The 26,411-nt window shown below is 63.7% G+C and carries 22 protein-coding genes, 1 tRNA gene and 1 pseudogene; 20 read left to right on the top strand and 4 right to left on the bottom strand.

Features of this window, described 5'->3' with window-relative positions; translation table 11 throughout:
• Positions 1 to 316: pseudogene (locus tag GA0061098_RS41045) on the top strand (IS481 family transposase); the annotation flags it as partial.
• 44 nt (positions 317 to 360) lie between these two features.
• Here GA0061098_RS41045 and GA0061098_RS41040 read toward each other — a convergent pair.
• Positions 361 to 453 (bottom strand) — tRNA-Ser (locus GA0061098_RS41040).
• Between the two features lie 812 nt (positions 454 to 1,265).
• On the opposite strand from GA0061098_RS41040, the gene GA0061098_RS41035 reads away from it, so the two are divergent.
• Positions 1,266 to 2,834 (top strand): porin, encoded by a 1,569-nt coding sequence (locus GA0061098_RS41035; protein WP_091967395.1) that lies wholly within the window; start codon positions 1,266 to 1,268, stop codon positions 2,832 to 2,834.
• A gap of 590 nt (positions 2,835 to 3,424) precedes the next feature.
• Here the strand turns inward: GA0061098_RS41035 and GA0061098_RS41030 are convergent.
• Positions 3,425 to 5,845, bottom strand: coding sequence for a lytic transglycosylase domain-containing protein (locus GA0061098_RS41030; RefSeq protein ID WP_165637940.1), 2,421 nt, complete (start codon positions 5,843 to 5,845; stop codon positions 3,425 to 3,427).
• 279 nt (positions 5,846 to 6,124) lie between these two features.
• On the opposite strand from GA0061098_RS41030, the gene dapA reads away from it, so the two are divergent.
• From dapA to GA0061098_RS41010, 4 genes are read left to right on the top strand one after another with little or no spacing between them, the layout of a single operon-like run.
• Positions 6,125 to 7,015: a 4-hydroxy-tetrahydrodipicolinate synthase gene (gene dapA / locus GA0061098_RS41025; protein WP_091967391.1), complete on the top strand. Its 891-nt coding sequence runs from the start codon at positions 6,125 to 6,127 to the stop codon at positions 7,013 to 7,015.
• 54 nt (positions 7,016 to 7,069) lie between these two features.
• Complete coding sequence (gene mscL / locus GA0061098_RS41020; RefSeq protein ID WP_165637939.1) at positions 7,070 to 7,483, top strand: large conductance mechanosensitive channel protein MscL; 414 nt, start codon at positions 7,070 to 7,072, stop codon at positions 7,481 to 7,483.
• 59 nt (positions 7,484 to 7,542) lie between these two features.
• Positions 7,543 to 8,016 carry an SsrA-binding protein SmpB gene (smpB, locus tag GA0061098_RS41015; RefSeq protein WP_018320004.1) on the top strand — a complete coding sequence of 158 codons (474 nt, stop codon included), beginning with the start codon at positions 7,543 to 7,545 and terminating at the stop codon, positions 8,014 to 8,016.
• A 4-nt stretch (positions 8,017 to 8,020) separates the two neighbouring features.
• Complete coding sequence (locus GA0061098_RS41010; protein WP_091967388.1) at positions 8,021 to 8,602, top strand: peroxiredoxin; 582 nt, start codon at positions 8,021 to 8,023, stop codon at positions 8,600 to 8,602.
• Between the two features lie 9 nt (positions 8,603 to 8,611).
• On the opposite strand, the gene GA0061098_RS41005 is transcribed toward GA0061098_RS41010, so the two are convergent.
• Both GA0061098_RS41005 and GA0061098_RS41000 read right to left on the bottom strand, forming a co-directional pair.
• A complete protein-coding gene (locus tag GA0061098_RS41005) occupies positions 8,612 to 9,286 on the bottom strand; it encodes a uracil-DNA glycosylase (RefSeq protein ID WP_091967387.1) in 675 nt (224 codons plus the stop codon).
• A complete protein-coding gene (locus GA0061098_RS41000; RefSeq protein WP_018320007.1) occupies positions 9,267 to 9,911 on the bottom strand; it encodes a LabA-like NYN domain-containing protein in 645 nt (214 codons plus the stop codon). Before GA0061098_RS41000 ends, GA0061098_RS41005 begins: the two co-directional genes overlap by 20 nt.
• Positions 9,912 to 10,240: 329 nt before the next feature.
• Between GA0061098_RS41000 and rpoZ the strand changes: the two genes are divergently transcribed.
• From rpoZ to GA0061098_RS40925, 14 genes are all read left to right on the top strand, one after another.
• Positions 10,241 to 10,633 (top strand): DNA-directed RNA polymerase subunit omega, encoded by a 393-nt coding sequence (rpoZ, locus tag GA0061098_RS40995; RefSeq protein ID WP_008133017.1) that lies wholly within the window; start codon positions 10,241 to 10,243, stop codon positions 10,631 to 10,633.
• 204 nt (positions 10,634 to 10,837) lie between these two features.
• Positions 10,838 to 13,123, top strand: a complete 2,286-nt coding sequence (locus GA0061098_RS40990) for a RelA/SpoT family protein (protein WP_091967386.1) — start codon at positions 10,838 to 10,840, stop codon at positions 13,121 to 13,123.
• 110 nt (positions 13,124 to 13,233) lie between these two features.
• Positions 13,234 to 13,986, top strand: a complete 753-nt coding sequence (locus GA0061098_RS40985) for a pyridoxine 5'-phosphate synthase (protein WP_091967385.1) — start codon at positions 13,234 to 13,236, stop codon at positions 13,984 to 13,986.
• Positions 13,983 to 14,402 carry a holo-ACP synthase gene (acpS, locus tag GA0061098_RS40980; protein ID WP_028144381.1) on the top strand — a complete coding sequence of 140 codons (420 nt, stop codon included), beginning with the start codon at positions 13,983 to 13,985 and terminating at the stop codon, positions 14,400 to 14,402. Before GA0061098_RS40985 ends, acpS begins: the two co-directional genes overlap by 4 nt.
• A gap of 249 nt (positions 14,403 to 14,651) precedes the next feature.
• On the top strand, positions 14,652 to 15,416 hold the full coding sequence (gene lepB / locus GA0061098_RS40975) for a signal peptidase I (protein ID WP_028144380.1): 765 nt from the start codon (positions 14,652 to 14,654) through the stop codon (positions 15,414 to 15,416).
• Positions 15,413 to 16,234 carry a ribonuclease III gene (gene rnc / locus GA0061098_RS40970; protein WP_091967384.1) on the top strand — a complete coding sequence of 274 codons (822 nt, stop codon included), beginning with the start codon at positions 15,413 to 15,415 and terminating at the stop codon, positions 16,232 to 16,234. Before lepB ends, rnc begins: the two co-directional genes overlap by 4 nt.
• Positions 16,224 to 17,150 carry a GTPase Era gene (gene era / locus GA0061098_RS40965; RefSeq protein ID WP_091967383.1) on the top strand — a complete coding sequence of 309 codons (927 nt, stop codon included), beginning with the start codon at positions 16,224 to 16,226 and terminating at the stop codon, positions 17,148 to 17,150. Before rnc ends, era begins: the two co-directional genes overlap by 11 nt.
• Before the next feature lie 21 nt (positions 17,151 to 17,171).
• Positions 17,172 to 17,552 carry a hypothetical protein gene (locus GA0061098_RS40960; RefSeq protein ID WP_028144377.1) on the top strand — a complete coding sequence of 127 codons (381 nt, stop codon included), beginning with the start codon at positions 17,172 to 17,174 and terminating at the stop codon, positions 17,550 to 17,552.
• 123 nt (positions 17,553 to 17,675) lie between these two features.
• Positions 17,676 to 18,428 carry a DNA repair protein RecO gene (gene recO, locus GA0061098_RS40955; RefSeq protein ID WP_091967382.1) on the top strand — a complete coding sequence of 251 codons (753 nt, stop codon included), beginning with the start codon at positions 17,676 to 17,678 and terminating at the stop codon, positions 18,426 to 18,428.
• Positions 18,429 to 18,529: 101 nt separating this feature from the next.
• Positions 18,530 to 18,817, top strand: coding sequence for a hypothetical protein (locus GA0061098_RS46670; protein ID WP_091967381.1), 288 nt, complete (start codon positions 18,530 to 18,532; stop codon positions 18,815 to 18,817).
• Positions 18,818 to 18,877: 60 nt separating this feature from the next.
• Complete coding sequence (gene parC / locus GA0061098_RS40945; protein WP_091967380.1) at positions 18,878 to 21,136, top strand: DNA topoisomerase IV subunit A; 2,259 nt, start codon at positions 18,878 to 18,880, stop codon at positions 21,134 to 21,136.
• A 351-nt stretch (positions 21,137 to 21,487) separates the two neighbouring features.
• Positions 21,488 to 23,032, top strand: coding sequence for a GMC family oxidoreductase (locus GA0061098_RS40940; RefSeq protein ID WP_091967379.1), 1,545 nt, complete (start codon positions 21,488 to 21,490; stop codon positions 23,030 to 23,032).
• A 1,336-nt stretch (positions 23,033 to 24,368) separates the two neighbouring features.
• On the top strand, positions 24,369 to 25,805 hold the full coding sequence (locus tag GA0061098_RS40930) for a DUF1254 domain-containing protein (RefSeq protein WP_091967397.1): 1,437 nt from the start codon (positions 24,369 to 24,371) through the stop codon (positions 25,803 to 25,805).
• Between the two features lie 269 nt (positions 25,806 to 26,074).
• Positions 26,075 to 26,374: a hypothetical protein gene (locus GA0061098_RS40925; RefSeq protein ID WP_091967377.1), complete on the top strand. Its 300-nt coding sequence runs from the start codon at positions 26,075 to 26,077 to the stop codon at positions 26,372 to 26,374.
• Positions 26,375 to 26,411: the final 37 nt, after the last annotated feature.

Below are 26,411 nucleotides of genomic sequence, written 5' to 3'. Positions count from 1 at the left end.
TGAGGCTCTCGACATGAAGCGCCCGGCAGATCTCTACACCGCCTCAGCCCGCCACTACGAGGGTTTGCCGGAACTGGCCTATCCCTTTCACGATCGCGACGTCGTCGTCACCTCCTGCGGGCGCCTCTGCCTCCACCGCAAGAGAATCAATATCTCCCTGGTGTTGGCCGGCCAGAAGCTCGGCATCAAGGAGGTCGACGAGGGCATTTGGCTCGTCAGCTTCATGCACTATGATCTTGGATATTTCGACCTGGAGCAGAAGACCCTGCAGCCCCTCGACAACCCGTTCGGCACGAGGTTGTCACCCATCTCTTAGGTACGATGCGTTACCCATCTCTTCGGGCTGGACATGCCGCTGGGTGGCGGAGAGGGAGGGATTCGAACCCTCGATACAGCTTGAGACCGTATGACGCTTTAGCAAAGCGTTGCCTTCAGCCACTCGGCCACCTCTCCGGTGCGAGCCTTATGCATCTAATTACTCGGGCCGGTCAATTTGGAAGCGCGTGTTTTCGCTCGAATATTCCCAGCGATTTTCGCGACAAAGCAGTTTGGCCCCGGAGCGTGACCGTAACGTTGCGAGAATCGGGCACAGAGTTGGAGCGTGCGGCGCATCTCGAAGGACAGTTCCGCCTATGAGATCGTCTTAGCTCGCGTAAGGGACTGAGTTTACTGGAAGAATCGATGGGGCGGGAGGCGGGGTCGAAAGTTCGATTCGTGGCAGCTCCGCCAGCCGGCTCCAATAGCCCCCGCTATCCGCAAAGGTGCTCGTCGCGCACCTTAAAGCCGTGCCTGCATCAGGCTGGGAGGCGCGGAGCAGGTCGATGCGTTCTCCTTGAGTCTCCCTCCGATTCTACGACTCGAGTGCGTCAAAGCCCCTCCAGGCCGAGATCTCGCTTGCGGTGCCTTAAGTGGGGAACTTTGATGGCAGAAGGAACCGTCTCTAAAACAACAATAAAAACAATATGTTGCGAGGGCGCTCTGATCACATCTGCGTGTTATTTGTGCAACACCCGTCGGAAAACAAGCTTCATAGGCCCGTTTCAAAGCGTCTCTTGTTGTGTGTGCAAGGACGTTCGGTAATTGTGACTGAGCGACGGAGGGTGGCATCCCGAGGTCGTCCCGTTTAGGTCATTTCGCTTAAGTCCCTCGCGTTCATGCGGGTGTGTCCGAAGACGCGAAGGAGCCCGGAGCGGTGATTTAGAGGGGGTTGGGGAATTGGCCGTCCGGTCAGTGACCTTCCCTGAAGAGCAACTTGGAAGTTTAACATGAAGTTGGTTAAGAGCCTTTTGCTCGGCTCAGCGGCGGGTCTGATCGCCGTGGGCGGAGCTCAAGCAGCCGATCTGCCCGTGAAGGCCAAGGCGGTCGAATACGTGAAGATCTGCTCGCTGTACGGCGCGGGCTTCTACTACATCCCGGGCACCGACACCTGCATCAAGCTGGGTGGTTATCTGCGCGCTGAAGTCGCGCTGAACACCAACTCGAGCTTCAGCGGTCAGCTCACCGGCAACAACGGTGGGCGCAACCGTCTGACGAACTACTACACCATGCGCGCTCGTGAAGATCTCAACATCGACACGCGCACCGCGACCGAATACGGCGTCGTCCGTACCTTCTTCGACGGCGTGTTCTCCTGGACCACCGGCAACTACGCCGGCACGGGCAGCGCGACGGGCGCGACCGCCTACAGCGGCACGCTGGCTCTCAACACCTCCGGCGCCACCCCGGTGCTCGTTGGTTCGTCGATCAACGGCACCGACGGCAACACCTCGGGCGGTTCGCTCGGCGTGTACTACGCCTTCATCCAGTTCGCTGGCTTCACCATGGGTAAGGCCGTGTCGCAGTTCGACGCGCCCTGGACCAACTATCCCGGCAACAACTTCGACAGCCTCGTCGGCGGCAGCGGCACGGTCACTGGTGTCAACCAGTTCACCTACACCGCTGACTTCGGTCAGGGCGTGACGGCGTCGTTCTCGGCGGAAGACGCGACGGCTTACTACCAGGCCGGCAACCTGAACATGAGCGGTGCCGCCGGTCTCAGCGGTGTGACGGGTGCAGCTTATGGCTCCAATGCCATCGGCGGTTCGCGTTCCCCGAACCTCGTCGGTATGGTTCGTGTCGACCAGGCTTGGGGTCTGTTCCAGGCGTCGGTCGCTGCGCATGACAACCACGTTGCCTACTACGGCGCTACGGAGGCCACTGGCCACCCCGACGACAAGTGGGGTTGGGCGGTTCAGCTCGCTCTGTCGATCAAGAACATCCCGACTGGTGCGGGTGACGTGATCAACATTTCGGGTGTCTACACCGACGGTGCGACCCGCTACAACTTCCAGAACCTTGCGGGCGGCTCGTACGCCATTTATGGCAGCTCGAATGTAGCTTACGCGAGCGTTGGTGCTGCCAGTGCCCCGGACACGGTGTTCGTGACCGGCGGCCAGCAGGAAACCATCAAGACCTGGGGCTTCCGTGGCGCTTACACGCATAACTGGGATCCCTACTGGAACACCGCGATCTACGGTGCTTACGCTCAGGCACAGTTCGGTAGCTTGGCTAAGGGCACCCTCTGCGGCCCTGCGGGCGTCATCACGGCAGTTGCTGGCGTGACGAGCTGTAATCCCGACTTCGCCGTCGGCCAGGTCGGTATCATCACCCGCTGGACCCCGGTCAAGAACCTCACGTTCTCGGCTGACCTCAACTGGACCCACCTCGACCAGAAATATGCTGGTGTGGTGACCACCACGGCAATCAATGGCCCGGCTGCCAAGCCGATCGCCACCTACCAGCTCAAGGATCAGGACACCATCACCCTGCGCCTCCGCGCTCAGCGCAACTGGTAAGTTCGGTCTAACGACCTGACAGAGAGCCCCGGCGGGAAACCGCCGGGGCTTTTCTTTTGCCGCGGTGCTTGCCTTCTCGCTGGGCGCAATGGGCCAAGTTTGGCGCATCGCCCTCCATCTTCGTTGCGATCTAATGGAAGCCGTGCTGGGGGGCAGGGCAATCGCATACGGCATTTTCCCCCAGCTGAGCGCGCGCCTCGTCCTTCCAGACGACTGTGAAGCCTGTCATCGGGCCGCGCTTGCGCGGACCCGGCGGCGGTCTCCTAGAGGCCAAGCGGCATCGATGCCCGTCAAGACTGCTGCCGCACGCTCGGTCCTCATCCTGAGGGCCCGCCAACGGCGGGCGTCTCGAAGGATGGCCACAGAGGGGTCGCTTCCAAATGCGATTGCTCTGGGGTGGGAGAGGGAAGCTCCGCGCTTCCCATCCTGATAGCGGCGCGCAGGGGTGCACTGCCGTTGGCCGGCTGGCCTCGCAAACGCCTCGCTGGTCTGCCTTTGCAGCAGCGGCGCCAGGCGCCTTCATCTGCACCGCGAGGCAACGGCAGCGCTCGCCACCCATGCTCGCGGCTGCGAATCGAAAGAGCGGATCGCTATTCCACGCTGCCGGCGCCACGGCGCAGATCGGCTTCGATCTGCAGCCGCGTGCCGCCGCCGAAGCGGGCACGGTAGACCTGCAGGTTCTCCATGATCCGCTGCACGTAGTTGCGCGTCTCGGAGAACGGAATCAGCTCGACCCAGTCGACCGCGTCGACCTTGGGGTCGCGCGGATCGCCGTAGCGCTCGACCCACTTCTTCACGCTGCCGCGGCCGGCATTGTAGGCGGCGAAGGTCATGATGTAGGAGCCGCGATAATCCTCGAGCAGTCCGCCGAGCTCGGCCGAGCCGAGCGTGGCGTTGTAGACCGAATCGTTCTTCAGCCGTCCCAGATCGTAAGTCGCGCCGTGGCGCTTGCAGACATAGCGCGCGGCGTCGGGCGTCACCTGCATCAGGCCGTAGGCCTGCGCCGGCGAGACCACTGACGGATTGAATGCGCTCTCCTGCCGCGCGATCGCATAGACGATGCTGCGCTCGACCTCGGGACCGATCGGCGTGAACTGCGGAATGCCATTGACGGGGTAGGCGTAGAAGTCGAACGGCAGGCCGCGATTGAGCGCGGCCTTGCCGAGCAGCAGCATGCCGCGCGCATCGTTGTAGCGCTGGGTCAGCTCGCCGAGGCCGGCGAGTGCTTCGGGATCGCCGTTCTCGCCCATGTCGGCCAGCAGCGGTATCGCCATCTCGCGCTCGTCGAGCTCGTAGAGCAGGTGCGCGGCGCGCACGATCTCCAGCCGTTCGGCGCCGCGGCCGCGCGGCTGGCTGTTGAGCTCGATCTGCGGCAGGCCGAGCTTGGCCCGGGCGAGCTGGCCGTAATAGCTGGTCGATTGTTCGGCTGCGCGGGCATAGGCGTTGCGCGCCTCCTGCTGGCGTCCCGCCGCTTCCGCGGCGCGGCCCTGCCAATACCCCGCACGCGCCAGCGCGGTCGGATTGACGCTGCCGACGCCGATGCGGGCGAAATGCTGGGTGGCGGCCGCGGGGTCGTTGAGGAAGCGCAGCGCGATCCACCCGGCCGTGAACTCCTGCTCGGTCTTGTAGATGTCGCGCGAGGGCAGTGCGGCGTCGCGCGCGATCAGATAGGCGCTGCGGAATTCCTCGGTGTCGATCATCTTGCGCGCCAAAAGACGCCGCTCGATCCACCATTCGTCGAGATTGTGGAGCCGGTTCGGATCCTTCGGCGCCGACAGCATGAGCTGGGCTGCCTCGGCGAACTTCTCCTCGCGGCGCAGCAGCTGGATCTTGCTGAAGGTGAAGCCGGGGTCGTTGTGCAGCTCGCGGGGAACGGCGTCGAGCAGCGCACGCGCGTTCGGCGCCTTCTTGACGGCGGCGATGCGGGCCTTGGCGAGTGCGACATAGCTGGCACCCAGGCGCTTTGCGGCGCGCAGCGCGGCCTCGCTCTCGCTGCCGTAGAGTAGGGTGTCCATCCGCGCCTTCTGGTCACCCGGTGTCAGCAGGGCGCCGAACTGATCGAGCGCGTTGTTCTCGGTATCCTCGGACATCGGATCGCTGCGCCAGGCCTCGCGCACCAGCCGCTCGGCATTGGCGCGGTCGCCGCGCGCCAGCATCGCCTTGGCGAGCGTGAAGCGGCCCTTGGCGGAGATCGGAGATTCGTTCTCGAACCACGACCACGCGACGGAATCGTCGCGCCTGTCGTCCCACATCGCGGCCTCGAGGCGCCGGCGCAGGAAGGTCTGCGACGGCCAGCTCGGATTGGCGGAGAGGAAGGCGCGGTAGCGCTCCACGGTGGCGCCATTGTCCTCGCTGCGCAGGATGATCCATTCCGCGAGTTTTCGCGCGACCGGATCCGAGATGCCGGCTGCGACGTTGCTGGCCTCACCCGCCTTGCGCTTGCGCACGAGCTCGATGACGCTCTCGAGGGCGTCCTTGTCGCCCTGGGGCGTCGACGACGTCGCAGCGACCGCGGCCGGTATGACCGGCTTGCGCGGCGCGGCATGCTGGCGCGTCGCCGGGGCCAGCACGGGCGCTGCGGCCGGTCTGGCCGCGGGGGCGGAAGGTCTGACGGTGGCGGTCACGGCCGGCGCGGGGGCGGTCTTCGGCGACGAACCGCTGGCGGCCGGATGCGATTTCGGCGCAGGGGCCGAAGCGGCGGGCTTGGGCTTGTCCTTCGCGGGCTCTTTTCCGGCGCTCTTGCCGGCGTCCTTGCCAGCATCCTTGGCCGGTTTCTTCGCAGCGTCCTTGGCCGGAGCGCCGGCGGCAGCCTTGCTCGCGCCCTTGCTTGCGCCCGGGCTTGCTCCTTTGGCCGCGTCCTTCGAAGTTTCCTTGCCGGTTCCCTTGGACGAGCCCTTCGCGCTGTCCTTGGCAGCGTCCTTGGCGGCTGGCTTCGCGGTGTCCTTGCCAGCTTCCGCCGTCGTCTCATTGGACTTGGCCAGGGCGGCGCAGCCGACCGATAGCCCTGCCATCAGGCACACGATGAGACCGGTGGATCGCCAGGCGGCACGAGGGAATGAGGTCACGGGTTTGGTCGCCCCGAATCAGTCAAGTGGCTCAAGATCTAGCTGTATTTGATTGAATATGCGGACAAAATACCAACAGCGGCTTACCGCGGGCCGGTTTGCACCACTACCGCGGCAAAATCGCGGCCTAAACGGTGCGTCACACGGAAGCGGGCCTTTTACCGGCGGGATAGACCCGATATGAAAGGGGCTTGCTCAAGAGATAGCCGCGTACGGAGGAAGTCCATGGCAGCCAAGACGAAATTCCGGGGGTCGTTCACCGCCTTGGTCACGCCGTTCAAGAACGGCTCGCTGGACGAGGCGGCATTCCGATCCCTGGTCAACTGGCAGATTTCGGAGGGCACCAACGGCCTGGTCCCGGTCGGCACCACCGGCGAGAGCCCGACGCTCAGCCATGACGAGCACAAGAAGGTGGTCGAATGGTGCATCGCTGAAGCCAAGGGCCGCGTGCCTGTAATCGCCGGTGCAGGCTCCAACTCGACCAAGGAGGCGGTCGAGCTCGCCCAGCACGCCGAGAAGGCGGGCGCGGATGCCGTGCTGGTGGTGACGCCTTACTACAACAAGCCGACCCAGGAAGGCATGTACCAGCACTTCAAGGCGATCAACGACGCGATCGGCATTCCGATCATCATCTACAACATCCCGCCGCGCTCGGTGATCGACATGTCGGTCGACACCATGAAGCGGCTGTGGGAGCTGAAGAACATCGCCGGCGTGAAGGACGCCACCGCCAGCATGGTGCGCGTGTCGCAGCAGCGTGCGGCGATGGGCGAGGATTTCAACCAGCTCTCGGGCGAGGACGCGACCATTATCGGCTACATGGCGCATGGCGGCCACGGCTGCATCTCGGTGACGTCGAACGTCGCGCCGCGCCTGTGCTCGGAGTTCCAGGCCGCCTGGGCGAGGGGTGACCATGCCGCCGCGCTGAAGATCCACGACAAGCTGATGCCGCTGCACAACAACCTCTTCATCGAGAGCAACCCGGCGCCGATCAAGTACGCGATGTCGCTGCTCGGCAAGCTCGAGGAGACGCTGCGGCTGCCGATGGTGCCGGTCTCCGAGCCGACCCGCGTTGCCGTGCGCAGCGCCATGGTGCACGCTGGCCTCATCAACTGATAGGTTGACCTATCGGGGAGGCCGTTCATGAGCGTCGACGAAAAGGGCAGGCGGATGCTCACGGAGTTCCGCGAATTCGCCATGAAGGGCAACGTCGTCGATCTCGCGGTCGGCGTCATCATCGGTGCGGCCTTCGGCGCCATCGTCACCTCGCTGGTCGGTGACATCATCATGCCGATCATCGGCGCTGCGACCGGCGGCCTCGACTTCTCGAACTACTTCGCCCCCTTGTCGAAGGCGGTGACCGCCACCAACTTAGCGGATGCGAAAAAGCAAGGCGCCGTACTTGCTTACGGCAGCTTCCTGACGCTGACGATCAACTTCATCATCGTCGCCTTCGTGCTGTTCCTGGTGATCCGCGCCATAAACACACTGAAGCGGAAGGAAGAGACCAAGCCCGTGGAGCCGCCGAAGCCGTCGGAGGAGGTTGTGCTGCTGACCGAGATCCGCGATCTCCTCAAGAAGTGACGCGCGCGCTTCATCCAAACTGTTAGCATCGCTGCGCATTGCGCTCAGGTTTCGTCGCCATGGCTGAAAAGAACGAACGTCCGATCAAGGTCATGGCGGAAAATCGCAAGGCCCGCTTCAACTATGCGATCGAGGATACGATCGAGGCGGGGATTGCGCTGACCGGCACCGAGGTCAAGTCGATCCGCAACGGCAAGAGCACGATCGCGGAGTCCTATGCCGATTCCAAGGACGGCGAGATCTGGCTGATCAACGCCACCATTCCCGAATATCTGCAAGGAAACCGCTTCAATCACGAGCCCAAGCGGCCGCGAAAGCTGCTGCTGCATCGCCGGCAGATCAACAAGCTGATGGGCGCCGTCGACCGCGAGGGCATGACGCTGATCCCGCTCAAGCTCTATTTCAATGAGCGTGGGCGCGCCAAATTGCAGCTGGCGGTTGCAAAAGGCAAGAAGCTCCACGACAAGCGCGAGACCGAAAAGAAGCGCGATTGGAGCCGGGAGAAGGGCCGCCTGATGCGGGCGAGGGGATAGCGAGATGAATCAACGGAACCTGCTCGAGGTCGATTGGAGCCAGATTCCCGCACCTGAAGACGACGGCGCAGCCGCGCATCTGACCGGCATGACGCTGCCGCCAATCGGCCTGCTCGCGACCAACGACACCTCGGTGACGCTGTCGGCGCTACGCGGCCGGACCGTGGTGTTCGCTTATCCCCGCACCGGCGAACCCGGCAAGATTTCGTTGGTCGACGATTGGGACATGATCCCGGGTGCGCGCGGTTGCACGCCACAGACTTGCGCATTTCGCGATCTGTTCGCCGAGCTGAAGGGCGCCGGCGCCTCCCACGTGTTCTGCCTCTCGACCCAGAGCAACGAGTACCAGACCGAGATGGCGTCACGGCTGCATCTGCCGTTTCCCGTGCTGTCGGACGAGAAGCTGGCGCTGACGCGCGCGCTCAATCTGCCGACGATGGCGGTCGCGGGCCTGACGCTGATCAAGCGTCTTGCGCTGATCGTCGACGACGCCAGAATCACGCATGTATTCTACCCGGTGTTTCCGCCCGACCGGAACGCCGGCGACGTCCTGGACTGGCTGAAGGCCAATCCGGCCAAGGCCTGAACCAGGGCGCTAATCGAGATCCGCCTTCACCTTCGCGAACACCGACCGGAACATGTCCGGCGTCAGCACGCCGGTATTCGTGTTGTAGCGCGAGCAGTGATAGCTGTCGTAGAGCCTGAACGCGCCGGCCTGATGCACGGCGCCGTGGCCGAAGGGGGCCCGCGAGGCCTTCAGCTTCAGCGGCTTGAGCACGCTGTCGTGCGCAATCCGCCCGAGCGCGATGATCGCGCGCAGCTTCGGCATCGTCTCGAGATTCGCGACGAGGAACTGGCGGCAGGTGTTGATCTCCACCGGCAGCGGCTTGTTCTGCGGCGGAACGCAATGCACTGCATTGGCGATCCGGCAGTCGACCAGCTTCAGGCCGTCATCGGGACGTGCCTGATAGGTGCCCTTGGCAAAACCAAATTCGAGCAGCGTGGCATAGAGTAGGTCACCGGCGTAATCGCCGGTGAACGGCCGTCCCGTGCGGTTGGCGCCCTGCATCCCCGGCGCGAGGCCGACGATCAACAGGCGTGCCTTGACGTCGCCAAAAGGCGCGACCGGCGCGTTGTGCCACAACGGCTCGCGCGCCCGGTTCGCCTCGCGAAAGGCGACCAGGCGCGGACAGAGCGGACAATTGCGGTCGGGAACGACGGTGGGAGGCTGGCGACTTGACCGGGCCGCCTCACTCCTCGAAGTCGTCATCGCCCCTCGGCGCCATGGTGGTTGCGCGCTGGAGGAATTGCGGGGCGTGGTGGCGGGCCTCGCGATCGCCGCGGTCGCGCGGGGCGGGGCGTTCGGAGGGATCGCGGCCGAGCTTGGATTGCAGCTCGACGAGGTCGGTGAAGACGTCGGCCTGGCGGCGCAGCTCGTCGGCGATCATCGGCGGCTGGCTGGCGATGGTGGAGATCACCGTGACCCGCACGCCGCGGCGCTGCACGGCCTCGACCAGGGAGCGGAAGTCACCGTCACCGGAGAACAGCACCATCTGGTCGATGTGCTCGGCAAGCTCCATGGCGTCCACGGCGAGCTCGATGTCCATGTTGCCCTTGACCTTGCGGCGGCCGGAGGCGTCGATGAACTCCTTGGTCGCCTTGGTGACGACGGTGTAGCCGTTGTAATCCAGCCAGTCGATCAGCGGGCGGATCGAGGAGTATTCCTGATCCTCGATGATGGCGGTGTAGTAGAACGCCCGAAGCAGCGTTCCGCGGCTCTGAAACTCCTTCAGCAGGCGCTTGTAGTCGATGTCGAAGCCCAGAGTTTTCGCCGTCGCGTAGAGATTGGCTCCGTCGATGAAGAGCGCGATCTTGTCGGTAGAGGAAGGTGACATTCAGTTTGCTCGCGTAGTGTTCGTGATTGATCGTTTATTGTTGGCGCGGCGGCAGCAGGCCGCGCAGTTCTAGGGTGCCGCCGAAATCCGTCGAAGCCGCAAATCCGGAGAAGTCGGGGCAAACAAGGTATAGTTATGGCGGACTTTCATAGACCCGGCGCCGCCCTCGATGGCAGCCCGGGTAACCGCCCATCCCAGCCCCAATGTGGGGGTAGCAGAGCCGTTTGGCGAGGCCAAATCACAAATTGGCCTTGCGAAACCGCCCCAGCCCCTATAACTAGCCCCAATCATCCACATATTTCGTCCCACCCACAACGGAGCGACAGTCCATGGCTCGCGTCACCGTAGAAGATTGTATCGACAAGGTCGACAACCGGTTTGACCTGGTCCTGCTGGCCGCCCACCGTGCCCGCATGATTTCGTCCGGTTCACAACTAACGGTTGACCGCGATAACGACAAGAACCCTGTTGTGTCTTTGCGCGAAATTGCTGACACGACCATTTCGCCCGAGGACCTGCGCGAGGAGCTGGTGCACTCGCTCCAGAAGTTCGTCGAGGTCGACGAGCCCGAGCCGGATACGGTGCCGCTGATCGGTTCCGCTGGCGCGAGCGTCGATGCGGACGATACCGAAGTCGCCGTCGAGCGCATGACCGAAGAGGAGCTCCTGAAGGGTCTCGAAGGCCTCGCGCCGCCCGAGGAGCAGCCTGAGGAAGACGAGTAAATCGTCCGTCGCGATCGTCGATTTCTTGTGATTTTATCAAAGGCCCGAACCGGTGTTCGGGCCTTTGCTTTTGTTGACGTTTTCGTGGTTACCATGCGTTGTACTTGGCGATGCGTCCTGTCACTGAATTGATCGGACACAAGCGCGATCGGAGCTAAGATGTATACAGCGGGCCGGCTCGGGCTCGTTTGAAGGCAGGACGGGATGGTATATCGGCGCCGCAGATCCACGCAGATGCAGGCCGCAATCGAATCGGTTGCCGTGGCCCCGACTGCGCCGGTCGCGCGCCCGGCCAAGCCCCGCGCGCGCATGATGCGTCAATATGACCTCGTCGAGCGCGTCAGGTCCTACAATCCCAACACCAACGAAGACCTGCTGAACCGCGCCTATGTCTACGCCATGAAGGCGCACGGCTCGCAGACCCGAGCCTCGGGCGATCCGTATTTCTCGCACCCGCTCGAAGTGGCAGCGATTCTCACCGACCTCAAGCTCGACGACGCCACCATCGTGGCCGCGCTGCTCCACGACACCATCGAGGACACCGAAGCGACGCGGGCCGAGATCGACCAGATCTTCGGGCCGGAGATCGGCGCGCTGGTCGAGGGCCTGACCAAGCTGAAGCGGCTCGAGCTGGTGTCGCGCGAGGCCAAGCAGGCCGAGAACCTGCGCAAATTGTTGCTGGCCATTGCTGACGATGTCCGCGTGCTCCTGGTCAAGCTCGCCGACCGCCTGCACAACATGCGCACGCTGGATTTCGTGCCGACGGAGTCGCGCAGGCGCATCGCCGAGGAGACGCTCGACATCTATGCGCCGCTGGCGGGCCGCATGGGCATGCAGGAAATGCGCGAGGAGCTGGAGGATCTGTCCTTCCGCACCCTTGATCCCGAGGCCTATTCGGTGGTGATGCAGCGCCTCGACGCGCTCGCCGAACGCAACCGCAATCTGATCGGCGAGATCGAGGACCAGCTCTCCAACAATCTGCGCCACCGGGGCCTTGGCGCGCGGGTCTATGGCCGCCGCAAGAAGCCGTTCTCGATCTGGACCAAGATGGAGCGCAAGTCGGTCGGCTTCGAGCAACTGTCGGACATCTTCGGCTTCCGCCTCGTCGTCAACGACATCGAGGCCTGCTACCGCGCGCTCGGCATCGTCCACACCACCTGGCCGGTCGTGCCGGGACGCTTCAAGGACTACATCTCGACGCCGAAGCAGAACGACTACCGCTCGATCCACACCACGGTGATCGGCCCCGGCAACCAGCGCGTCGAGTTGCAGATCCGCACCGAGGCGATGGACCAGATCGCCGAGCGCGGCATCGCCGCGCACGTCTTCTACAAGGAGGGCGTCGGCTCGCCGACCGAATTCCTCAAGCGCGAGTCCAACGCGTTCGCCTGGCTGCGCCACACCATCGGCATCCTCTCGGAGAGCGCCAACCCGGAGGAATTCCTCGAGCACACCAAGCTCGAGCTGTTCCACGACCAGGTGTTCTGCTTCACCCCGAAGGGCAAGCTGATCGCGCTGCCGCGCCATGCCAACGTGATCGACTTCGCCTATGCCGTGCACACCGACGTCGGCAACAGCGCGGTCGGCTGCAAGATCAACGGTCAGTTCGCGCCGCTGTCCTCGGAGCTGCAGAACGGCGACGAGGTCGAGGTACTGACCTCGGAAGCGCAATCGGCGCCGCCCTCGGCCTGGGAGACGCTTGCGGTCACCGGCAAGGCGCGCGCCGCGATCCGCCGTGCCACGCGGACTGCGGTGCGCGATCAATATGCCGGTCTCGGCCGGCGCATCGTGGAGCGCCTGTTCGAACGCGCCAAGATCGAATACGCCGACGACAAGCTCAAGGGCGCGCTGCCGCGGCTCGCGCGCACCTCGATCGAGGACGTGATGGCGGCGGTGGGCCGCGGCGAGATCAAGGCCTCTCACGTCGCGCGTGCGATGTACCCCGACTACAAGGAGGAGCGCATCGCGCGCTACGGCGTCAAGAAAGGGCTTGCCGCCAAGCTCAAGGAGAAGTCGTCGGAGCCGCCGCGCAGCCCCGTTGCGATCCCGATCCGCGGCATCAATTCCGACCTCCCGATCAAGTTCGCACCGAATGGCGGCGCCGTGCCGGGCGATCGCATCGTCGGCATCGTCACGCCGGGCGAGGGCATCACGATCTACCCGATCCAGGCGCCGGCCCTGAAGGATTTCGAGGAGGAGCCGGAGCGGTGGCTCGACGTCCGCTGGGACATCGAGGACTCCGCGCCGCAGCGCTTCCCCGCCCGCATCAAGGTCGAGAACGTCAACGAGCCCGGTGCGCTGGCGCAGATCGCGACCGTGATCGCCGAGCACGACGGCAATATCGACAACATCAGCATGCAGCGCCGCTCGCCTGATTTCACGGAGACGACGATCGATCTCGAAGTCTACGATTTGAAGCACCTCAGCGCGATCCTGGCCCAGCTGCGCGCGAAGGCGGTCGTCGCCAAAGTCGAACGTGTTAATGGATGATGCTTGTCGTTGCCGGGCTTGACCCGGTAACCCATCTCTTCAAAGAAGATGGATGCGCGGGTCGAGCCCGCGCATGACGAGTTGGGAAATGTCACTTCGCGAGTCCTGAAATGCCCGCAATTCCGCTTCGCCTCGGCGTCAATATCGATCACGTCGCAACCGTGCGTAACGCGCGGGGCGGCCGCCATCCCGATCCGGTGCGCGCGGCGCTGATGGCTATCGAAGCCGGCGCCGACGGCATCACCGCCCATTTACGCGAGGATCGCCGCCACATCCGCGATGAGGACATGGCGCGGCTGAAGGCCGAGATCTCCAAGCCGCTCAATTTCGAGATGGCAGCGACCGACGACATGATGCGCATCTCGCTCGCCACCAAGCCGCACGCGGTGTGCCTGGTGCCGGAGCGCCGGCAGGAGGTGACCACCGAAGGCGGGCTGGATGTGGTCGGCCAGCACAACGCGCTCGCGCCCTACATCGCTCGGCTGAACGATGCCGGCATTCGGGTCTCCCTGTTCATCGCCGCCGATCCCGCCCAGATCGAGATGGCGGCGCGGCTGCGCGCGCCTGTGATCGAGATCCATACCGGCGCCTGGTGCGACGCCGTCGTCGACGGCCACACCGCCAAGGCCGAGGCCGAATGGCAGCGGATCGTGGCGGGCGTGAAGCTGGCGAAGGCCGCCGGGCTGGAGGTTCATGCCGGGCACGGGCTCGACTATGCAACGGCAGAGACGATTGCCGCCCTTCCAGAGATCATGGAGCTCAACATCGGCTACTACATGATCGGCGAGGCGCTGTTCGTCGGTCTTGCCGAGACGGTGCGCAGCATGCGCGCGGCGATGGACCGCGGCCGGAGCCGGGCATGATCATCGGCATCGGCTCCGACCTGATCGACATCACCCGCGTCGGCAAGGTGATCGAGCGGCACGGCGAGCGCTTCCTCGACCGCATCTTCACCGCGGCCGAGCGGGCCAAGGCGGAGCGGCGGGCCAAGAACGAGAAGATGGTGGTGGCGACCTACGCCAAGCGCTTCGCCGCCAAGGAGGCCTGCTCCAAGGCGCTCGGCACCGGGATCCGCCGCGGCGTCTGGTGGCGCGACATGGGGGTGGTCAACCTGCCGGGCGGGCGGCCGACCATGCAACTGACCGGCGGGGCGCTGGCCCGGCTCCAGGCCCTGACCCCGGAGGGGTTCGAGGCGCGGATCGACCTGTCGATCACCGACGACTGGCCGCTGGCGCAGGCCTTCGTCATCATTTCGGCCGTCCCGCTGCCGAAACCCTGAGGGGCCCGGGCCATATTATGATTTGTGTTATAAATCAATATCTTATCGAGTTTTGACGCGATCCTTGATTGCGTGGCCTCCGACAACCGTCTAAAAGTCCGCGGACACAAAATCAGCATGGGCGAATTCGGCTTTACGCCGGAATTGGCCCTCACTATCAGAATCAGGACAATCTCCTTGCGCCGCGAACCGGTGGGCCGTTCGCGGGAGGAGGGCGCTCTGTGATCGCCGGGCGGAATTGAGAGAGCAATGAGCGTGACTTCAGGAACGAAAACTGAGAGCGGCGTCGGTGAAACGATCCGGGTCGTGATCCACGCTCTCCTGATCGCGCTGGTGATCCGCACCTTCCTGTTCCAGCCCTTCAACATCCCGTCCGGCTCGATGAAGGCGACGCTGCTGGTCGGCGACTATCTGTTCGTCTCGAAATATTCCTACGGCTATAGCCATTATTCGATTCCGTTCTCGCCGCCGCTGTTCTCCGGGCGGATCTGGGGCTCGGATCCGAACCGCGGCGACATCGTCGTGTTTCGCCTGCCGAAGGACGATTCCACCGATTACATCAAGCGCGTGATCGGCCTTCCCGGCGACCGTATCCAGATGCGGGACGGGCTGCTCTACATCAACGACACGCCGGTCGAGCGGCAGCGGATGAGCGAATATGTCGGCGAGGAGCCCTGCGGCTCGGAAGGTGGCGGCATCTCCCGCGTGAAGCGCTGGAAGGAAACGCTGCCGAACGGGGTGTCCTATGAGACGCTCGATTGCGCCGACAACGGCTACGTGGACAACACCAATGTCTACACCGTGCCATCAGGCCATTTCTTCATGATGGGCGACAACCGCGACAATTCCACCGATAGCCGCTTTCTCGGCCAGGTCGGCTATGTGCCGCAGGAGAATCTGATCGGCCGCGCCCAGATGATCTTCTTCTCCATCGCCGAAGGCGAGCATGCCTGGATGTTCTGGCGCTGGCCGTGGGCGGTGCGCTGGAATCGGTTCTTCAAAATCGTCCGATGAAAGACGAAGCCAAGGACATCGCGATCCAACCGACCGAGGCGCAAGCCGCTCCTGAGAGCGAAGCTGCAGCGAAGACGCCTGCAAAGAAGAAGCGGACGCGGAGCGGCAAGGCCAAGGGCACCGATGCCAACGCGGCGCTCGAGGCGCGCATCGGCCACAGCTTCGCCGATCCGAATATGCTGATGCAGGCGATCACGCATGTCTCGGCGCTGAAGTCCGGGCGCAAGCGCGGCGACAGCTATCAGCGCCTGGAATTCCTCGGCGACCACGTGCTCGGGCTGGTCGTCTCCGACATGCTCTATCACGCCTTCCCGAACGCCGATGAGGGCGAGCTGTCCAAGCGTCTTGCCGAACTCGTGCGCAAGGAAAGCTGCGCCGACGTGGCCAAGTCGCTCGGACTGCTCGACGACATCAAGCTCGGCTCAGTCGGCTCCAGCGCCGACGCGCGACTGCGCAAGTCCATCCTCGGCGACATCTGCGAGGCCGTGATCGGCGCCGTCTTCCTCGACGGTGGCTACGCGGCGGCGGCCGAGTTCGTCAAGCGCAACTGGACCGAGCGCATGCACAAGCCGCGCCGTCCCTTGCGCGATCCCAAGACCGTGCTGCAGGAATGGGCGCAGGGCAAAGGGCTGCCGACGCCGGTTTACCGCGAGGTCGAGCGCACCGGCCCGCACCACGATCCGCAATTCCGCGTCGCGGTGGACCTGCCGGGGCTCGCGCCGGCCGAAGGCATCGGCGGCAGCAAGCGCGCGGCAGAGAAAGTAGCAGCTTCAGTGATGATCGAACGTGAAGGCGTTGGCGGCGGCAATGACGGCTGAAACAAGCGGCGAGGCGCCCACTGCCACGCGCTGCGGCTTCGTTGCGCTGATCGGCGCGCCGAATGTCGGCAAGTCCACGCTGGTCAACGCGCTGGTCGGGGCCAAGGTCACGATCGTCTCGCGCAAGGTGCAGACCACGCGCGCGCTGATCCGCGGCATCGTGATCGAGAATAACGCGCAGATCATTCTGGTCGACACGCCCGGCATCTTCCTGCCCAAGCGCCGGCTCGACCGCGCCATGGTATCGACCGCCTGGAGCGGGGCGCATGACGCCGATCTCGTCTGCGTGCTGCTCGACGCCAAGACCGGGATCGACGAGGAAGCCGAGGCGATCCTCACCAAGGCGGCCAGCGTCAATCACGAGAAGATCCTCGTCATTAACAAGGTCGATCTGGTTCAGCGCGAGAAACTGCTGGCGCTGGCGCAGGCCGCCAACGAGCGCATGAAGTTCGCGCGGACCTTCATGATCGCGGCGATCTCGGGCGACGGCGTCGACGACCTCCGCAACACTCTCTCCGAGATGGTGCCGGCGGGCCCGTTCCTCTACCCTGAGGACCAGATGTCGGACGCGCCGATGCGGCAGCTGGCGGCCGAGATCACGCGCGAAAAAATCTATCAGAAGCTGCACCAGGAATTGCCCTACCAGTCCACGGTCGCGACCGACAAGTGGGAGGAGCGCAAGGACAAGTCGGTGCGGATCGAGCAGACGATCTTCGTCGAGCGCGAGAGCCAGCGCAAGATCGTGCTCGGCAAGGGCGGCGCCACCATCAAGTCGATCGGCGCGGACTCGCGCAAGGAACTGATGCAGATCCTGGACGTGCCGGTCCACCTGTTCCTGTTCGTCAAAGTGCGCGAGAACTGGGGCGACGATCCCGATCGCTACCGCGAGATGGGCCTGGACTTTCCGAGAGAATAACCAAGAAAAGATCGGTATCCGATGAGCGTGCCCAGCAATGTCCGGCGCTTCGAAGCGCTGCTCTATGCGTCGTTGATGCTGGACGCCTTGTCCGTTGCGGTCCAGGACCGCACGCCCAGCGCCGAGGTGACCGAGCAGATGATCATGACGGGGACCTTGCTCGCCGGCGGCATGATCCTGCTCCTGGTCTACTTCGTCTGGCTCGCCGCGCATTGGCGCAAGAACTGGCCGCGCTGGGTGCTGGCGGCTGCCCTCGTGCTGTCGGTGATCTCGCTCGGCCAGATCATCGGGGAGAAGGGCATGGAGCTCGACAGCGCCATCGAGATCGTCTCCTGCGCGCTGACGACGGCAGGCCTGTATTTCTCCTTCAGCGGCGACGCGCAGGGCTGGTTCAACGCGTGACGGTGCGTAGGGCGGATTAGCGAAGCGTAATCCGCCCTTTGAGTGTGCGCCGGCAACGCGGCGGATTACGCCTTCGGCTAATCCGCCCTACGATTGACCGCCGGAATCCGCTAAACTTCCTCCATGGAATGGACCGACGAAGGCATCGTGCTGGGCGTGCGGCGGCATGGCGAATCCAGCGCCATCGTCGAGCTCTTGACGCGCGGGCACGGCCGGCATCTCGGGCTCGTGCGGGGCGGCGCGGGCTCGCGGATGCGGCCCTTGCTGCAACCGGGGAACAGCGTCAGTGCGGTGTGGCGGGCGCGGCTGGACGAGCATCTCGGCACCTACGCCATCGAAGGGCTTAAGCTGCGCGCGGCGACGCTGCTGGGATCATCCCATGGCGTCTACGGCGTCACCCATCTCGCCTCGATTGCGCGGCTCCTGCCGGAGCGCGATCCGCATGAGGAGATCTTCGCGCTGCTCGAACATTCGCTCGACGATTTCGAGGATATCGGTGGTGCGGCCGTGCACGTCATCCATTTCGAGCTGGCGATGCTCGCCGAGCTCGGCTTCGGGCTGGCGCTGGAGAATTGCGCGGTCACGGGCGAGACCACCGATCTGATCTACGTCTCGCCGAAATCCGGCGGCGCGGTGTCGCGCGGCGCGGGCGAGCCGTGGCGTGATCGGCTGTTGCGCCTGCCGCCGTTCCTGCGCCAGGGCGAAACCGCAACCGACCTCACCGAGCAGGATCTCCAGGACGGCTTTCGGCTCACCGGCCTGTTCCTGCTGCGCCATGTGCTGGAGCCGCGCGGGCAGGGCCATTCCGACGCGCGCGCGGGCTTCATCAATGCCTTGATCCGGCAGCAGGCGAAGGCGGCGATTCCCGCGCCATGAGCTAAGCGGGACTCTGCTTTGCCTCCGGGCATGGAGTTCCGGGGAACGAAGTGGGGCTGGTTGAGTTCGCTTCCTCAGGTTCCATAGCGGGGACAGCCTAAATGTTGATCAGAGGATTCGCCTTGTCCGCGGCGCTGCTTGCGTTTGCGCCTGATGCAATGGCCGGCGAGCCGCAACCCGGCGTGTTTCGCCGGGCGTCCTGCACGGTCGTCCGGTATTATGTGGCGAAATATTCTGCTGCTGCCGCAGAGACATGGGCGCGGTCGAAGGGAGCGACGGAGGCTGAAATCGAGGCCGCCCGGGGGTGCCTGACCAACATGCCGGCGCCTGCCCAAACGGCTGGTGGGACCCAGACCCAGACCGTGACAGCCGGCTGGGCTGGGCATTAGGCGCCCACAGGGAACCAATCCATCCTTGCCCGATTCGCTTCCACGGTTTAACCGGGCGGCATGGGAAAACGATTGATTCCGCCGCAAGAGCCGGCCGAAATCCACGAGGTGCCGCTGCGTGAAGCGCTCGAAGAGCGCTATCTCGCTTATGCGCTCTCCACCATCATGCACCGCGCGCTGCCCGACGCGCGCGACGGCCTGAAGCCGGTTCATCGGCGCATCCTCTACGGCATGCGCCTGCTCAGGCTCGACCCCGGCACGGCCTTCAAGAAATCCGCAAAAATCGTCGGCGACGTGATGGGCTCGTTCCATCCGCACGGCGACCAGGCCATCTACGACGCCATGGTGCGCCTCGCGCAGGATTTCTCCTCGCGCTATCCGCTGGTCGACGGCCAGGGCAATTTCGGCAATATCGACGGCGATAACCCCGCCGCCTACCGCTACACCGAAGCGCGCATGACCGACGTCGCGCGGCTTCTGCTCGACGGCATCGACGAGGACGGCGTCGAGTTCCGCGCCAATTACGACGGCCAGTCGAAGGAGCCGGTCGTGCTGCCCGGCGGCTTCCCGAACCTGCTCGCCAACGGCGCGCAGGGCATCGCGGTCGGCATGGCGACCTCGATCCCGCCGCACAATGCGGCCGAGCTTTGCGAAGCCGCGCTGCATCTGATCGAGAAGCCCGACGCCAAGTCCAAGGCGCTGATGCGGTGGGTCAAGGGGCCCGATTTCCCGACCGGCGGCATCTGCGTCGATTCCAAGCAGGCCATTGCGGAGGCCTACACCACCGGCCGCGGCTCGTTCCGCGTTCGCGCGCGGTGGGAGCAGGAGGAGGGCGCGCGAGGCGCCTGGGTCGTCGTCGTCACCGAGATTCCCTTCCTGGTGCAGAAGTCGCGGCTGATCGAGAAGGTCGCCGAGCTGCTGGACCAGAAGAAGCTGCCGCTGGTCGGCGACATCAGGGACGAGTCGGCCGAAGACGTCCGCATCGTGATCGAGCCGAAATCGAAGAACGTCGATCCCGCGCTGATGATGGAATCGCTGTTCCGTCTCACCGAGCTTGAAAACAAGATTCCGCTGAACCTCAACGTGCTGATCAAGGGCCGCGTGCCCAAGGTGGTGGGGCTGGCCGAGTGCTTGCGCGAATGGCTCGACCATCTGCGCGACGTCCTGATCCGCCGCAGCAACTACCGCAAGGCGCAGATCGAGCACCGGCTGGAAGTCCTCGGCGGCTTCCTGATCGCCTATCTGAACATCGACAAGGTCATCAAGATCATCCGCACCGAGGATGAGCCGAAGCCGGCGTTGATGAAGGAGTTCAAGCTCACCGAGGTGCAGGCCGAAGCCATCCTCAACATGCGCCTGCGCTCCTTGCGCAAGCTCGAGGAGATGGAGATCCGCACCGAGGACAAGAACCTCCGTGCCGAGCTCAAGGGCATCAACGCGGTGCTGGCCTCGGAAACCGAGCAGTGGAAGAAGGTCGGCGAGCAGGTCGGCAAGGTCCGCGACATGTTCGGACCGAAGACGCCGCTCGGCAAACGCCGCACCACTTTTGCCGACGCGCCCGAGCACGATCTGGCCGCGATGGAGGAGGCCCTCGTCGAACGCGAGCCGGTGACGGTCGTCGTCTCCGACAAGGGTTGGATCCGCACCATGAAGGGCCATGTCGAGGATCTCTCGGGGCTCGCCTTCAAGCAGGACGACAAGCTCGGCTTTGCGTTTTTCGCCGAGACGACCTCGAAGCTGCTGCTGTTCGCCACCAACGGCAAGTTCTACTCGCTCGATGTCGCCAAGCTGCCAGGCGGCCGCGGCCACGGCGAGCCGATCCGCCTGTTCATCGACCTCGAGCAGGAGGCGGCGCCCGTCGCGCTGTTCGTCAACAAGGGCGGACGCAAATTCCTGGTCGCGAGCAGTGAGGGCCAGGGCTTTGTCGTCAACGAGGACGATTGCGTCGGCACCACCAAGAAGGGCAAGCAGGTCCTCAACGTCGACATGCCGAACGAGGCGCGCGTGGTTACCGAAGTGCTGGGCGACACCGTCGCGGTCATCGGCGAGAACCGCAAGATGCTGATCTTCCCGCTCGACCAGGTGCCGGAGATGGCGCGCGGCCGCGGCGTGCGGCTGCAGAAGTACAAGGACGGCGATCTCTCCGACGTCGCCGTGTTCGAGGCCAAGGCGGGCCTGACCTGGAAGGACTCCGCGGGCCGCGAATTCTCGGCAACCATGAAGGAGCTGGCGGAGTGGCAAGGCACCCGCGCCGACGCCGGCCGCCTGCCGCCGAAGGGTTTCCCGAAGTCGAACAAGTTCGGCCGGGGAATCGGGTAGGGCTCTCTTGTCCCGGACGCGCTGCAACGCTTTTCGCGTTGCTGCGCAGAGCCGGGACCCACGCTGCACGATTGCTCGGAGACATGGGCCCCGGCTCAGCAGCGCACCGCTGAAGTAGCGCTGCGCCGCGTCCGGGGCACGAGCGACTGTGTTGTGCGCATCTTTCTCCACACCGTCATTGCGAGCGCAGCGAAGCAATCCAGAATCCTGCCGCGGAACGACTCTGGATTGCTTCGCTACGCTCGCAATGACGGGATGCGACAGCGTCGCACTCCAATTCGCATTCCGTCACTCTGCGCCGTCTGATACCGTCCGCCACGCCGGTTTTCTGGAATGTTGAGAAATAACGCGATGTACGATGTCATTGTTGTCGGCGGCGGCTCCGCTGGCGCCGCCGTGGCGGCACGGCTGTCCGAGGATCCCGCGCGGCGCGTCCTGCTGCTCGAAGCCGGCCGCGACTGGCGCGCAGATGAGGCGCCCTGGGAGGTACGGACGCCGAATCCGATCCCGATCATCCACAAGCGCGAGTACCAGGAGAAATGGCAGTGGCCTGATCTGTTGTCGCGGCGCGTTGCCGGGCAGGAGGCGCGCTTCTACTGGCGCGGCAAGGGGCTCGGCGGCTCCTCGATGATGAACGGCCAGATCGCGATCCGCGGCGTTGCCGATGCGTTCGACGAATGGGCCGCCAATGGCTGCACCGGCTGGTCGGCCAGGGAGGTGATGCCGCTATTCTCCGTGATCGAGGACGATCTGGAGTTCGGCGATGCCGAGGGCCACGGCCGCGGCGGGCCGCTGCCGGTCTATCGGGCGCCGACGCAGACTTGGGGCCCGATCGACCGCGGCTTGCGCGATGCGGCGCTGGCGAGCGGCTATCCCTGGTGCGCCGACCTCAACGGCCCCGATGGCGAAGGCGTCGCCTGCTATCCCATCAACAGCCGCGACAGCCGCCGCATCAGCACCAATGAGGGTTATCTCGAGCCGGCGCGCGGCCGCGCCAATCTGGAAATTCGCGGCCATGCGCTGGTCGATCGCGTCCTGATCAGCGATGGCCGCGCCACCGGCGTCCGCGTTCTCATCGAAGGGCAGGGCACCTACGAGATCAGCGCGCGGCAGATCGTGCTGTGCGCCGGCGCGATCCACAGTCCGGCGATCCTGCTGCGCTCGGGCGTCGGCCCGGCCGACGAGTTGAAGGCGATGGGGATTGCGGTTACGCGCGATCTGCCGGTCGGCCGCCACTACTTCGACCATCCGCTGTTTCGCGCCACGATCCAGCTCCACGAGAATCTGCGGCCGATCGATCCGGACACCCGTCACACCAATTGCTGCGTGACCTATTCCTCGAGGCTTGCCGAGGGCGGTAAGCGCGACATGATCCTGATCGCCTTCAATCATCGCGGCATCGGCAATCCCGGGGCGATCGGTGCGGGCCTGTTCAACGCGTACTCCCGAGGCACGCTCAAACTCGCCTCGACCGACCCTGCGATCGATCCCCTCGTCGAGGAGAACATGCTGGCCGATCCCCGCGACATGCTGCGCATGATGGACGCAGTGAGACGGCTCGCCGTGATCACATCCCAGCCGGCGCTGGCAGGCATCGCGGACTGGATCCGGCTCGCCGACACCGATTTGACCTTGCCACAGGCAGCAGCGCTGCCGGATCACGAGCTCGACGCACTGCTGCGTCGTGAGACCGGCGACATCCAGCATGCCGCCGGCAGCTGCCGCATGACCAGCGTTGGGGATGCCGACGGCGTGGTCAATCCTGACGGCGGGGTGAAGGGCATTGCGGACTTGCGCGTCGCCGACGCCTCGATCATGCCGTCCGACTGCCGCGCCAACACGCATTTCACCACGGTGGTGATTGGGGAAGCGATCGCGCGGATGATGATGCGGTAGTTTCTGCTGCGCCAGATTCCACTTTTTCCGTCATCCTGAGGCGCGAGTGGCGCGATGCAAAAGCATCGCGCCGGGAGCCTCGAAGGATGAACGGCCGAGATGCTTCGATATCTTAGCGGCGACAGCGGGGCCGTCGCCCTTCGAGGGCCGCTGAAGAAGCGGCCACCTCAGGGTGACGGCGATAGAGCTGTTTCTCCACCGTCATTGCGAGCGCAGCGAAGCAATCCAGAATATTTCTGCGGAGGGATTCTGGATTGCTTCGTCGCATCAGCGCAAAATTGCTTCACAATTTTGTCGCGAACTCCTGGCAATGACGGAGCAAATGGCGGACCCATCGCGCTCCAATTCATATTTCAAACAGCAGACGTACGTTCGCCTTCCCGCGGCGCGTCTCGCCCGAGTTTTGCTCCAGGTGCCGCCCTCGAAAATGACGAGGGCGCAGGGAAGGCCGGGCGCCGGCGGCACCCGAGATCCGTGCGCGGCAGAAATGCACACGGGTGGACCACAGGTGTTGCCGGTCGCCCGGCCTTCCCTGCGCGAATGGTTTTAACGGTGTCCTTCGTGCTCTCCTCGGGGAGCGTTGCACTATTGCCCCCGTCGCCTTGCGGATAATCGATGCGCGCGCCCGGTCGGGCCGCCACATCACCGCAAGACTTGACGCACAGACCCCGGGCGCGTCGGGACCACACGACTTCTCCGTCCGCGCACGTCCTCGCTGGGAATCCGGGGGGTGGCGTGTGCTCGCCCCCGAAGCCATGCGAAGACGCTGTCAGCGTCGTGTCGTTCGCGCGACAGCCATCGCTCACGGTGTCCCGCCCTGCAATGCCCATCGTGCCCGACGCCGTCGCGTCCATCGCTGCCCAGCCCGCGGTTCGTGACGATCGCGATCCGCCCCTCGTCTCAGGCCAGGGTGATCGGTGTGTACGACAAATCCGAATTTCGGTAAAGTGGAATATTTTGCGGAGCGCGGCTTGACAGGCGACGTAGTGGAATTGGTGGCTGTTTTGCCCGACGGTCGCGCTGCGACGAGCGTTTTTTGAGGACGGGTGTTCGCGAATGGCAGCTTCTAAAGGCAAAGCGGAAGTCGTTCCGCTTGGTCGCCATCGACGGCTTGTGACCCTTAGCTGACCAATCGCGGCAAGGTGCGCGATGGCAGCGTCTGACCCAAAGCCGATCTTCGGCTTGGCTGACAACGCCAAATGCCCCCGGACGGGCACCTGTTGATCTGAATCAATAGCGCGGTTTTGCGTGGATGCTTCTTTTGGAACTTCTACTTTGGCGTGCCGACCTGACCCATTCCTCAAAACGGTTGTCTAACACAACAAAGGGTGCCTCCATGATCGCGATCGATCGACGTGTTTTGCTTGTTCTTGGCGTTGCCGTATCGACGTGCTTGGCAGCCGCCGTACCATCGCGCGCACAATCCATATCGCCCGCGGAAGCGCAGCAGATCGCCACCGATGCCTATGTCTATGGCTATTCGCTGATCACGACTGAAGTGACCCGCGTTCAGATGAGCAACGTGCCAAAGGTCGAGGGGTTCACAAGCCCGACTGGTCAGTTCGTCAACGTTCCGCGCTATCCGCCTGCGGATTATCGCGGCGTCTCCGCGCCCAACGCTGACACGCTTTACTCGGTTGCTTGGCTCGATCTTGCGGAGCCGCAGGTATTCAGTCACCCAGACATGGGCGACCGTTTCTATCTCTTTGAGCTTACCGATTTGTGGATGTCGGATTCAGAGTCATCGCCGAGCAAGCGGACTGCAAGCGGAAAGGCAGCCAACTACTTGTTCACCCCGCCGGGCTGGAAAGGTGAAGTGCCGGCGGATATGAAACATTTTCCAATGGCTACGCGCTACATGGTCATTCTCGGCCGCACATATGCCGATGGCAGCGAGGCCGACTACAAGGCCGTCAACACGTTGCAGGCACAATATAAGATTACGCCCCTTTCCGCTTGGGGAAAGCCGTATACCCCTGTGACACCGCCGGTGAATCCGAGTCCGGGTTTCAGCATGACCGATAAACCGCAGTCGGTCATTCTTGCCATGGGAACGGAGGGATACTTCAATTTATTGGCTAAACTGATGGCATCCGCGGCTCCGGCGCCTGCGACGGATGCACCGATACTCGCGAGCATGGCGAAGATCGGTATCGAGCCTGGGCAGCCGTTCGAGATGAGCAAGCTTGACCCAGTTGTTCAGCAAGCATTGAAGGACATTCCACAGACAGCACTGAAGAAGATCGAGGCAAACAAGGAAAATCTTGGTGGGATAGTCAACGGCTGGTCGATTACCAAAGGGTTAGGTACCTACGGCCCTGCCGATTACATGAAGCGAGCGGTTGTGGCGGCATTTGGCTGGCCTGCCAATCAAGAGCGTGACGCTGTCTATCCGAACACCGAAAAGGACTCGGCTGGACAGAAGCTGAGCGGTGCGAACAAGTACACGTTGACCTTCCCAAAAGATGCAACGCCCCCCGTCAACGGCTTCTGGTCGTTCACCATGTATATGATCGACCAAGGCTGGTGGTTCGTCCCAAATCCACTCAACAGGTTTACCGTGAGCATGCGAGACAATCCGAAGTTCAATGCCGACGGGTCGCTGACGCTATACTTCCAAAACGAGTCGCCGGGCGCAGAGAAAGAATCTAACTGGCTGCCCGCACCGAAAGGCGATTTTGTCCTAATGCTGCGGATGTACTGGCCAAAAGAGACTACCCCTTCCATCATTGATGGAAGCTGGAAAGTGCCGCACGTCGTCAAGGTCAACTGAGCTAAAATAAACTCCGCCGGCGCGCGAAGGACAGCGCCGGCGGCGTTCTCTGCTCGCGAAGTCGCTACGGACGGCCGCTTGTGGCCCATGGCTGACCTTAGCTCAGAGCGTCGCGAAGTCTGCTTCCTGAGGGTGAGCCGAACAGCGCTATGCAAGCTGGCTAAGGCAGCCTTTGACCCTACTCGGACCCTGCATCATAGGGCCGTCCTGTGAACCTCTACGGCCACTCCTAGACCTAATCTGTGGGGGGTCAACGGAGGGATTAGGTCATGGCCATTGTACAATTTACACGCTTCAAGAGCGATAAGCCTGAGGAGATGATCAAGACTGCCAAGCAGGCGAAGGCAATCTTCGAAAAACATGGCGCAGAATTTCTTCGGCTTTCTCGATTTCACACTGGTACGTGGGCCGGGGAGTTTCTTATCGCTACGCGCTATTCCAGTTGGGAAGTGTACGGAAAAGTACAGGAAGCATTGGCAAAGGACGAGGCATTCGCAAAGCTGTACGCGCACACAGCTACCTTTGCCGAATTGACTGGCCGTAACATCGCGGTCGGCATCGATCTCTGAGGCTCCGCTGAGAGTTGCCGGCGTTGCCTTCGAGTAT

This window comes from Bradyrhizobium shewense (genome assembly GCF_900094605.1).
Taxonomy (GTDB): domain Bacteria; phylum Pseudomonadota; class Alphaproteobacteria; order Rhizobiales; family Xanthobacteraceae; genus Bradyrhizobium; species Bradyrhizobium shewense.
This window is presented reverse-complemented; position numbering and strand designations above follow the sequence as displayed.

Coding starts and splice junctions, on each gene's coding strand:
- GA0061098_RS41035 (WP_091967395.1), top strand. CDS start 1,266: ATGAAGTTGGTTAAGAGCCTTTTGCTCGGCTCAGCGGCGGGTCTGATC.
- GA0061098_RS41030 (WP_165637940.1), bottom strand. CDS start 5,845: ATGGCAGGGCTATCGGTCGGCTGCGCCGCCCTGGCCAAGTCCAATGAG.
- dapA (WP_091967391.1), top strand. CDS start 6,125: ATGGCAGCCAAGACGAAATTCCGGGGGTCGTTCACCGCCTTGGTCACG.
- mscL (WP_165637939.1), top strand. CDS start 7,070: ATGCTCACGGAGTTCCGCGAATTCGCCATGAAGGGCAACGTCGTCGAT.
- smpB (WP_018320004.1), top strand. CDS start 7,543: ATGGCTGAAAAGAACGAACGTCCGATCAAGGTCATGGCGGAAAATCGC.
- GA0061098_RS41010 (WP_091967388.1), top strand. CDS start 8,021: ATGAATCAACGGAACCTGCTCGAGGTCGATTGGAGCCAGATTCCCGCA.
- GA0061098_RS41005 (WP_091967387.1), bottom strand. CDS start 9,286: ATGACGACTTCGAGGAGTGAGGCGGCCCGGTCAAGTCGCCAGCCTCCC.
- GA0061098_RS41000 (WP_018320007.1), bottom strand. CDS start 9,911: ATGTCACCTTCCTCTACCGACAAGATCGCGCTCTTCATCGACGGAGCC.
- rpoZ (WP_008133017.1), top strand. CDS start 10,241: ATGGCTCGCGTCACCGTAGAAGATTGTATCGACAAGGTCGACAACCGG.
- GA0061098_RS40990 (WP_091967386.1), top strand. CDS start 10,838: ATGGTATATCGGCGCCGCAGATCCACGCAGATGCAGGCCGCAATCGAA.
- GA0061098_RS40985 (WP_091967385.1), top strand. CDS start 13,234: ATGCCCGCAATTCCGCTTCGCCTCGGCGTCAATATCGATCACGTCGCA.
- acpS (WP_028144381.1), top strand. CDS start 13,983: ATGATCATCGGCATCGGCTCCGACCTGATCGACATCACCCGCGTCGGC.
- lepB (WP_028144380.1), top strand. CDS start 14,652: ATGAGCGTGACTTCAGGAACGAAAACTGAGAGCGGCGTCGGTGAAACG.
- rnc (WP_091967384.1), top strand. CDS start 15,413: ATGAAAGACGAAGCCAAGGACATCGCGATCCAACCGACCGAGGCGCAA.
- era (WP_091967383.1), top strand. CDS start 16,224: ATGACGGCTGAAACAAGCGGCGAGGCGCCCACTGCCACGCGCTGCGGC.
- GA0061098_RS40960 (WP_028144377.1), top strand. CDS start 17,172: ATGAGCGTGCCCAGCAATGTCCGGCGCTTCGAAGCGCTGCTCTATGCG.
- recO (WP_091967382.1), top strand. CDS start 17,676: ATGGAATGGACCGACGAAGGCATCGTGCTGGGCGTGCGGCGGCATGGC.
- GA0061098_RS46670 (WP_091967381.1), top strand. CDS start 18,530: ATGTTGATCAGAGGATTCGCCTTGTCCGCGGCGCTGCTTGCGTTTGCG.
- parC (WP_091967380.1), top strand. CDS start 18,878: ATGGGAAAACGATTGATTCCGCCGCAAGAGCCGGCCGAAATCCACGAG.
- GA0061098_RS40940 (WP_091967379.1), top strand. CDS start 21,488: ATGTACGATGTCATTGTTGTCGGCGGCGGCTCCGCTGGCGCCGCCGTG.
- GA0061098_RS40930 (WP_091967397.1), top strand. CDS start 24,369: ATGATCGCGATCGATCGACGTGTTTTGCTTGTTCTTGGCGTTGCCGTA.
- GA0061098_RS40925 (WP_091967377.1), top strand. CDS start 26,075: ATGGCCATTGTACAATTTACACGCTTCAAGAGCGATAAGCCTGAGGAG.